This window comes from Chitiniphilus shinanonensis DSM 23277 (genome assembly GCF_000374805.1).
GTDB classification, from domain to species: Bacteria; Pseudomonadota; Gammaproteobacteria; order Burkholderiales; family Chitinibacteraceae; genus Chitiniphilus; species Chitiniphilus shinanonensis.
The window spans coordinates 28,214-37,849 of the sequence record NZ_KB895360.1 but is presented as its reverse complement, the minus strand read 5'-3'; the positions used below and the strand labels follow the sequence as shown (position 1 = coordinate 37,849).

Genomic DNA, 9,636 nt, shown 5'->3' with positions numbered 1-9,636 from the left:
AGCGACGCGGTGTCCCGGCTTGACGGGATGGAGGCGAGGACTGTCTGAGGGCGCGCAGCGACCGAGTTTCGCAGCCGCCGACCCGATTGTCCGGCGCGAGGGAATCCCGGCAACGCCGGGACGCGTATGCGGGGCGGCCTTTTCTTTGGTTCGTTTCTTTTGGCCGTGCAAAAGAAATGAACCCGCCCGCACGGCGGCAGAGGGCGTCAAACACCCGCGCCGCAGGCGCCAACAGGGGTTCAAAGCAGTTGCTGTTGCCGTTGCAGCCGCGATGCCCATCGCCACCGCCCCAAAAACGCCCCCCGCGCAGGTGCCCGCATGACCACCCCCGCCTACGGCACCCGCCTCAAGGACTACTTCGTCCGCGAGCTGTTCGCCCTGCGCGAGGACGCGGCGGAGTTTGCCCAGGGCTACCCGCAAGTGGCGCAGGCGCTGTCGCTGTCGCGTGGGCCCAGCCAGGATCCGCACGTCGAACTGCTGATGCAGTCGTTCGCCTTCCTGGCCGGGCGGCTCAATTACCAGATGGAAGTGCAGCAGGCCACGCTGCCCAATACCCTGTTGCACTTCCTTTATCCGCACCTGGAAGCGCCGGTGCCGTCGATGATGGTGGCGGAGATCGAGGTCAATCCCAGCGGCGCCAATTTCGCCAAGGGCGTGACGCTGGCGCGCGACCGGCAGATGTACGTCAACGCGGTCAACGACCAGGGCCGGCGGTTGCCGTGTCGCATGCGCACCTGCGCCGAGACGCCGCTGTGGCCGCTGACGGTGACCGAGGTCAAGGTCACGCCGACCGAGGAATACGACTTCCTCAAGGGCCGGCACGCGCCGGGCGAGCCCGATCTGCGCGACACCCGCTCGGTGCTGCGGGTGACGCTGCGGCGCCAGGGCAACGAGCGGTTGCAAGACATCAACCCCGCCCGGCTGCGCTTCTACGTCAACGACGAGGAAAAGCACGCCTGGCAGCTGTACGACATGCTGGCGCTCAACCTGGTCGGGGTGGCGCTGCGCGCCGGCGGCCACCTGCGCAAGCTGCCGGCCAGCGCGCTGTCGTGGTGCGGCTTCGACGCGGACGAGGCGATGCTGGTGGCCAGCCCGCATACCCATCCGGGCTACCGGCTGTTGCAGGAATACTTCGCCTTCCCCGAGAAATTCCTGTTCTTCGACCTGGCCGGGCTGGATTTCACCGGCGCGGACGAGGAAGCCGAGCTGCTGTTCCTGTTCGACCTGCCGCCCAACAAGGCGCTGACCTTTATGCCGGGGGTGCTCAAGCTCAACTGCGTGCCGCTGGTGAACCTGTTCTCGCAGCGCATCGAGCCGCTGCCGCTGGACCAGACCCACTACGAATACCGGTTGCGCGCCGACATCCAGCATCACCGCAACGTCGAGATCTACGCCATCGAAGAACTGGTCTCGATCCGCCCCAACGCCAGCCCGCGCCCGCTGGCGCCGTATTTCGCCATGGACGAGGCGCAGAAGCTGGCGCAGCAGGATTACTTCTACGTCACCCGGCGCGAGGCCAGCCAGCTGGCGCAGGTGGCCGGCACCGAAACCTTCGTGTCGCTGCTCGACACCCAGTTCGACCCCGACCAGCCCACCGACGAAGTGATCGGCGGCCGCGCGCTGTGCACCAACCGCCGCCTGCCGGAGCAGTTGCGGGTGGGCGACGCGATGCAGCTGGAAGGCGCCGGGCCGGTGCAGACCATCCGCGTGGTGAGCAAACCCACCGCGCACCAGACGCCGCAACTGATCGGCGACCGGCCGTGGGCGCTGGCGTCGCAACTGGCGCTGAACCACCTGTCGCTGGCCGACGGCCCGCTGGCGCTGACGGCGCTCAAGGACATGCTCAGCCTGCACGTCGGGCCGATGAGCGTGAACGGACTCAAACAGATCGACGGCATCAAGGAGATCCATTGCCGCCCCGTGGTGCGCCACATCGGGCGCGAGGGTTGGCGCGGTTTCGCCCAGGGCGTGCACATCCGCCTGGAGCTGGACCGCAGCAATTTCGAGGAGGCGAGCGCCGTGCTGTTCGCCGAAGTGCTGCGCCGCTTCCTGGCGCTGTACGCCTCGGTCAACACGCTGGTCGAGCTGTCGCTCGACGTGCATGACGTCAAGGGAACATTGAAATCATGGCCGCCGCTGATTGGCGCACAGCCCGTCCTCTGAGCGAACAGTTGCGCACCGACTACGGGCGCTTCAACGTGTTCCAGCTGGTGCGCCTGCTGCGCTGGAAGCCGCGCGCCCACGACGCGCACGGCCGCCGGCTGCCGCTGGCGGTGTACCGCATGGACGACCGGGTGCGCTTTCGCGGCGACCTGTCGGCCGCCTTCCCCGGGCGCGAGGTCACCGGCCTGCAACCGCGCCCACCGCACACCGCCGCGCCGGAGCGCAGGCACGGCGCGCCCGAGCGCATCGACCTCGCCACCGCCAACTACTGCGTCGCCGGCGAACTGGGGCCGCTGCCCGAGCCGTACACCGAATGGGTGCGCGACCAGCAACGCGCCGGCTCGCCCGCGTTCGCCGCCTTCCTCGACCTGTTCAACCACCGCATGAACGTGCTGCGCCACAACCTCAAGGGGCGACAGGAGATCGCGGTCAACCACCTGTATCCGTCCGAGACGCGCTATGCCCAGTACCTGGGCGCGCTGATGGGCGTGGGCCTGCCCGAGCTGGCGCAGCAGTTGCCGCTGCCGGCGCGCGCCTGGCTGGGGCTGGCCGGGCTGATGGCCAACTGCCGCCGCACCGGCGCCACCGTCGAGCACGTGCTCGGGCAGTACCTGGGCGTGCCGGTGCGGCTGACCCAGATGGTGGGCGCCTGGCGCAAGCTGGAGGACGGCGACCGCCAGCTGCTGGGGCGGCGCGGCAACCGGCTGGGCCAGACCTGCCTGCTGGGCGGCCGGGTGTGGGATCAACAGGCGCGGGTGCGCCTCACCGTCGACCCGCTGCCGTATGCGCGCGTCGCCGAACTGCTGCCCGGCGCCAGCCTGGCGCCCAGCCATCCGCCGCGGGATCCGGCCGAAGCGGCGCGCCAGCGCGGCGAGGGCGCGGGCCACGGCGCCTTCGTCGCACTGGTGGCCTTCCTGCTCGACCGCCGCTTCGACGTCGAAGTGGTGTTCCAGGTGCTGGACGACAGCATCCCGCCGCGCCCGCTCGGCGCCGGCGGCATGCGGTTGTCGCGCTCGGCCTGGCTACCCACCCACCGCGAACAATTGCAGCGCGCCGCCGGCCAGCGCCGGCTGGGCACCGACGCCTGGCTGAGCGCCCCGCGCGCTCCGCGCGAAGTGCGCGTACTGCTGCCCGCCTTCGGAGTCGCCTCATGAACGATCGCGTCCTGAACGCCGACATCGGCCAGATGCGTATCCAGACCGTCGCCAACCAGGCGCCGTACCTGCATTGCGCCTTCTTCCTGCCCGGCAGCAACAACTTCATCGGCGACGAGACCTTCCGCCTGACCAGCTTCTCCGGCCAGGAGGGCGTGTCCGAGCCGTTCGACTTCCAGCTCGAACTGCACGCCGACACCCAGTCGGACAGCGACGTGCCCAAGCAGGCGCAATTCGTCGGGCAGACGCGCGCGCTGCGCTTTTCCGACCTGATCGGCCGCCCGGTCACCGTCGGCATCCACCTGCCGTCGCCGGCCGGCCCGGTGGCGGTGGCCGAGCGCTTCGCCCAGGCGATCCGGGGCGGCGATCCGGGCGACGGGCTGGCGCTGTTCAACGGCATCGTCGCCAGCTTCTCGATGGAAGACCCCGGCGTCTACCGCGCCAGCATGAAGCCCGCGCTGTACAAGCTGACGCTGACCAACCGCTACCAGATCTACAGCCACCAGAGCATCCGCGACGTGATCGAGACGCTGATGAAGCGCCATCGCATCGCCTACTCGGTGACCGGCATCGCCGGCCCCGACAACCTGGCCACCGAGCGGGTGCAGGACTGGATGCAGGCCGGCGAGAGCGACTACGAGCTGCTGCGCCGGCTGATGGGCAAGGCGCACATCAGCTACTACGTCAGCCACAGCGCCACCGGCCACACCGTGGTGTTCCTCAACCGCGCCGACTACCCGCAGGTCCACGCCGACCGCCGCCCGCTGCGCTACACCCAGACCGCGCTCGACGAGCTGGGCCTGCACGAGCCGGACCTGATCAGCCAGTTCAGCTACCAGCAGTCGTTGCAGACCAGCGGCGTCACGGGTACCTCCACCCGCCAGGAGGCCGCGTGGGAGCGCGACGAAGTGGCCACCACCACCGCCTACCACCACGCGGTGCTGGCCGACAGCGGCGAGCTGCCGTTCCGCCAGTACAAGATCTACCAGTACGGCTGCAGCCAGGATGAACTCCAGGAGTTCTCCGGCCGCACCCAGCTGGCGCTGGCCACCGCCGGCAGCCAGTTCTCCGGCGCCGCCACCTGCCCGCTGTTCCACCCGGGGCACCAGTTCAGCGTCAGCGCCAAACCGTGGCAGGCCAACCCGCAGCCGGTGCGGCTGTCGCTGGAAGGGCAGGCGTTCGTGCTGACCTCGGTCAAGCACGAGGCCAGCCTGGATGGCAGCTACCGCAACCAGTTCCAGGCGGTGGACGCCGGCGGCTCGCTCAACCCGTTCTCGCTGGCCGACACCCAGCAGGGCTCGGTGCTGGCCACCGTGGTGCCGCCGCCGGCCCCGCCCAACTGGCGCTGGTACGACAAGAACGTCTATTCGCCCGAGACCGCCAGCCTGCTCGACGGCGAGGGCGACCAGAAAGAGCTGAAGGCGATGGGCGTCTACGTGCGCTTCACCGTGGACGACGACCAGAGCGAGCCGGTGTGGGTGAAGCTGGCGGCCTACATGCAGACCGTGCCCGAGTACGGCACCACCGTCACCGTCTCGCGCGCGCAGGACGAATCGGAGCTGCCGGAGATCCAGAGCATCCTGCAAAGCAACGGCAGCAAGACCATCGTGCCTTCGGGCTGGCAGGCCAACAGCCACGTCGGCAACAGCTTCTCCACCAGCTACAGCGACGGCAAGCGCATCAGCTTCGGCTTCACCTCCAAGTACGACCTCGACAACGCCGTCAACATCGTCACCGCCGCCTACGCCCGCGGCGTGTTCCGCGACGCCGGCTATTCGCAGGGCGGCAACTACAGCTACAACACCTCCGAACAGCGCGCCGACGGCATGCTCAGCGAATCGTGGTCGTATGGCTGCGGCTACGGCAACAGCTGGGCCAAGGAGAACAAGAACTTCTCCGCCACCGGCCGCAGCTTCAGCCACATGGTGCGCGGCAAGTACGACACCGGCCTGCAACTGGACGAATCCAGCTACCCCGAAGCCGCCGGCGCGGTGGACGCCAGCGTGGTCGAGACCTTCGGCAACACCTGGAACAAGAGCACCCAGCTCGGCAACAGCAGCGTCAACAACACCATGATCGGCAACAGCGACGCGCTGTCGGTCACCGTCGGCAACTCGCTGTCGTCCGCGCTGCAAGTGGGCAACACCGTCAACGCCCACATCATGACCGGCATCGCCAGCAACACCAGCCTGCACAACGTCGATCTCAACACCTCGGTCACGGCGATGACCGGCAGCCTCAGCACCGTGGGCGTCGCCACCAGCGTCGGCATGGTGGGCATGACCAGCAACACCAACCTGACCGGCATGGCCGAGAGCACCAGCATTACCGGCAGCAACCAGAGCATGTCGATGACCGGCTCGCACCAGAGCGTGTCCGCCACCGGCAGTGTCACCAGCATGGAAGCCACCGGCATGGTGACCAGCATGGGCATGACCGGCATGCGCACCGCCGCCACCATGACCGGGATGGTGAACGAGACCAGCATGACCGGGATGACCACCAGCATGGGCATGGTGGGGATGGCGACCAGCATGAACCTGACCGGCGACAGCAGCAGCATCAGCATGACCGGCACCAGCGCGTCGCTGAGCCTGACGGCCAGCAGCAGTTCGTTGAGCGTGGTCGACAACCAGGTCGGCGCGGAAATCATCCTCGGGGGTCTGAAGAGCGGCGTCGACCAGCGGGTCGAGTGCGATCTCAAGCAGGTCATCGTCGAGGTGATGTCCGGCGTGCGGTTGATCATGTGAGGGGGACGATGATGACTGCTGCTGTCATTGCGACTGGGACTGCGACTGCAACTGCAACTGCAACTGCAACTGCAACTGCAACTGCAACTGCAAAGGCGTTTAACCGCCGAGCGCCTGCGGCGCGGTGGATTGACGCCCTCTGCCGCCGTGCGGGCGGGTTCATTTCTTTTGCGCGGCCAAAAGAAACGAACCAAAGAAAAGGCCGCCCCGCATACGCGCCCCGGCAAGCCGGGGTTCCCTCGCGCCGGACAATCGAGGCGGTGGCTGCGGAACTCGGGCGCGTTGCGCCCTCAGACAGTCCTCGCCGAAACCCCGCCCCGCTTGTCCTCTGCTCGGCGCTGCTGAGGGGCCCCGAGGTAAACCATCCTCACCCCCGGCCCCTCCCCTTGAAGGGAAGGGGTGACGCGTGCGACGGCCAGCAGGCGAGCGCGCGCCTTTTGCCGGCCCAAAAGTACAAGCCTGCGTTTGTTTTTTCCCGCTTCCCGCCGCACCCAACGGGGGTTCCTCCCGTTACGTGGCGCCGAGGAGTGGAGCGAGACCTTAGGCTCGCGACCGACGCAGGGGACCCCGGAGGGGCGCAGACGCGGGGCTCCTTTTCTTTGGTTCGTTTCTTTTGGAGAAGCAAAAGAAATGAACCGGCCCGCCCGGTCGCGAAGGGCATCAAACAACCCGCGCCGCAGGCGCTAGGCGTTTCAAGTGTTGCAGTTGCAGTGGCCGTTGCCGTTGCCGTTGAAGTTGCAGCAACCGCCACCGCCACGCCAACCGCAGCAATGGGCTCCACCCCATGAAAACCATCAAGCCCCTTACCCTCGGCATCCTGCATCGCCCCTACAGCATCGGCGGTCGCCAGCGCTTCGCCGTCACCGCGCTGGGCTTCTTCCGCCTGGGTGCCGACAACCCGCGCTTCCTGATGGAAAACCTGCAATGGCCGCTGGCGCTGCCCGCGCTGCCGCCGCTGCAACCGCTGGACGAAGCCTGGCCCAAGCCGCGCGCCGAGGTGCTGCTGGGCGGCGCGGCGTTTGCCGCGGGTGGCGTGCCGGTGCCGCGGATGCCGGTGCGGCTGGCCTGCGCCGGTGTCGACAAGACGCTGGCGGTGCTGGGCGATCGCGACTGGTACTACGGCCTGGTGCCGTGGCTCAACATCGGCGAACCCGCGCCGTTCGCCCGCATGCCGCTGGGCTGGGATCGCGCCTTCGGCGGGCCGGATCATCCGGCCAATCCGCTGGGGCAGGGCTACCGGCCCAATCCGGTGGCGGGCTTCATCGGTCAGAACCGCGGCGCCATGCCCAACCTGGAATACCCCGGCCAGCCGGTGCGCGGCCACCTGCGCAGGCTGGAGCCGGCCGGCTTCGGCCCGCTGGACGTGCGCTGGACGCCGCGGGTCAAGCAATCGGGCACCTACAAGGCCAACTGGCTGGAGCGCGAGGCGCCGGGGCTGGCGGGCGATGTCGATCCCGAATTCTTCATGCGCGCGCCGCTGGACCAGCGCCTGCCGGGCTACCTGCGGGGTGGCGAGGCGTATCGCCTGGAAGGGCTGCATCCCGAACAGGCCGTGATCGAAGGCCGCCTGCCGGCGCTGGGCGCGCGCGCCTTCGTGCAACGGGTGGACCAGACCCCCGCGCAGGCCGAGGAAGTGCCGCTGGCGTGCGACACCGCGTGGTTCTTCCCCGAGCACCTGCTGGGGCTGATGGTGTGGCACGGCGACATCGCCAGCCACGACGCCGACGGCCTGGACATCGCCGCCGTGATGGTGGGCTACGAGGCCGCGCACGACCGCCGCGACCTGGCGCACTACCGCCAGGTGCTGGCGCTGCGCAGCGATCTGGCCACCGCCGCGTTGCACGCGCTGGACGAATCGCAGCTCGCCGCCTCCTACCCGCCGGCGCAGGCCGCGCGGCACGCGGTGCAGGATGCCGCCGAGCGTGCCGCCGAGCAGGCGCGGCGCCAGGCGGTGCTCGACGAGATGGACGCCGAGTTCTGGGCCGAATCCGGCATGCCGCGCCCGGCCGACCATCAGCCGCCGCGCGCGCCGGAGCCGCTGTTGCCCGGCCCCAGCAAGCGGCAACTGGCCGAGAGCGACTTCGACCTGGTCGAGCTGGACCAGGCCACCCAGGCGCTGGTGGCGCAGACCCGGGCCCAGGCCGACGCGATGCGCGCCGAACTGGCCGCCGTCCAGGCCGAACTATCGCCGCCCGCGTCCGCGCCCGATCCGCTGGCCGAGCGCGAAGCGGTCTACGCCCGCGCCAGCGTACCGGCCGCCGACCTGCTGCCCGACAGCGCGCCGCAGGTGGACGAGGACGCACTGGCGCTGGCCGGCGCACTGGACGCCGCCGTCGCCGCCGGCGCGCCGCTGTCGCCGGCGCAGGTGGCGCAGGCCCGGGCCGCCCAGGCCGGCGCCGCCGCGCAACGTCGCGCCGCCCGCCGCGCCGCGCCGCAACCCACCGTCGCGGCGCTGTCGCCCGAGCTGGCCGCCTGGCTGGGCGACCTCGCGCGCGAATGGCTGCGCGGCGGCGCCGTGCTCGCCGGACGCGACCTCGCCGGCATCGACCTCGCCGGCGTCGACCTGTCCGGCGCCGACCTGCGCGAAGTGCAGTTCGAACACGCCAACCTGCGCGGTGCCGCTTTCTGTGGCGCCGACCTGAGCGGCGCGGTGTTCACCGCCGCCACCCTCGACGGCGCCGACTTCAGCGACGCGCGACTGGATCGCGCCAACTTCAGCGCCAGCCGTGGCGGCGCCGTATTCCGCCGCGCCTCGCTGTGCCAGGTGATCGCGCTCGACGCCGCCTGGCAGGGCGCCGACCTCAGCGACGCCGTGCTGCAAGGCTGGATCGCCACCGGCATCGACCTGGCCGACGCCGTGCTCGACGGCGCCGTGCTGACCGACGCGCTGTTGACCCAGGCCAGCGCCGTCGCCAGCCGCTGGCGCGGCGCGCAACTGACCAAGACCGTGCTGTTGCAGGCGCGGCTGGACGGCGCCGACTTTGCCGGCGCCACCCTGGTGAAGGCGGTGCTGATGGATGCCACGCTGGTCGGCAGCAGCTGGCAGGGCGCCACGCTGGACAGTTGCGCGCTGGGGGGCAAATCCGACTGGCGTGGCGCGCGGCTGATGGGGCTGAACGCCGGCAACTGCGGCTGGCATGGCGCCAACCTGTCCGGCGCCGACCTCACCGCCGCGCGGGTGATCGGCTGCGAGCTGGGCGAGTGCGACCTGTCCGGCGCCACCCTGACCGACGCCGTGTTCGCGCGCTCGTTGCTGATGCAGGCGCAACTGCCCCGCGCCAGCGCCCGCCGCGCCGATTTCTTCCAGGCCCTGCTGCGCCGCGCCGACCTGCGCGAGGCCGACCTGCGCGACGCGAATCTGGTGCAGGCGGATTGCAGCGGGGCGTTGGTGGAGGGGGCGCGGTTCGATGGGGTGCGGTTGGAAGGGAACAGGAGGGTGGCATGAGAGGCGAGATTTTTGTTGCGGGGGCCGCGACTGCAACTGCAACTGCAACTGCAACTGCAACTGCAACTGCAACTGCAACTGCAACTGCAACTGCAACTGCAACTGCAACTGCAACTGCAACTGC

Annotated in this window: 4 protein-coding genes; all 4 read left to right on the top strand. The window is 69.6% G+C overall.

Going from position 1 to position 9,636, the window contains the following annotated elements; all coding sequences use genetic code 11:
• The first annotated feature begins 318 nt into the window (after positions 1-318).
• A complete protein-coding gene (gene tssF, locus C556_RS0118025) occupies positions 319-2,163 on the top strand; it encodes a type VI secretion system baseplate subunit TssF (RefSeq protein ID WP_018749647.1) in 1,845 nt (614 codons plus the stop codon).
• Complete coding sequence (tssG, locus tag C556_RS21960; RefSeq protein ID WP_083930666.1) at positions 2,127-3,317, top strand: type VI secretion system baseplate subunit TssG; 1,191 nt, start codon at positions 2,127-2,129, stop codon at positions 3,315-3,317. Before tssF ends, tssG begins: the two co-directional genes overlap by 37 nt.
• Positions 3,314-6,067 (top strand): contractile injection system protein, VgrG/Pvc8 family, encoded by a 2,754-nt coding sequence (locus C556_RS21105; RefSeq protein ID WP_020608491.1) that lies wholly within the window; start codon positions 3,314-3,316, stop codon positions 6,065-6,067. The genes tssG and C556_RS21105 overlap by 4 nt, the downstream gene beginning before the upstream one ends.
• Positions 6,068-6,851: 784 nt before the next feature.
• Positions 6,852-9,512 (top strand): DUF2169 domain-containing protein, encoded by a 2,661-nt coding sequence (locus C556_RS21955; RefSeq protein ID WP_018749645.1) that lies wholly within the window; start codon positions 6,852-6,854, stop codon positions 9,510-9,512.
• Positions 9,513-9,636 lie beyond the last annotated feature (124 nt).

Coding starts and splice junctions, on each gene's coding strand:
- tssF (WP_018749647.1), top strand. CDS start 319: ATGACCACCCCCGCCTACGGCACCCGCCTCAAGGACTACTTCGTCCGC.
- C556_RS21105 (WP_020608491.1), top strand. CDS start 3,314: ATGAACGATCGCGTCCTGAACGCCGACATCGGCCAGATGCGTATCCAG.
- tssG (WP_083930666.1), top strand. CDS start 2,127: ATGGCCGCCGCTGATTGGCGCACAGCCCGTCCTCTGAGCGAACAGTTG.
- C556_RS21955 (WP_018749645.1), top strand. CDS start 6,852: ATGAAAACCATCAAGCCCCTTACCCTCGGCATCCTGCATCGCCCCTAC.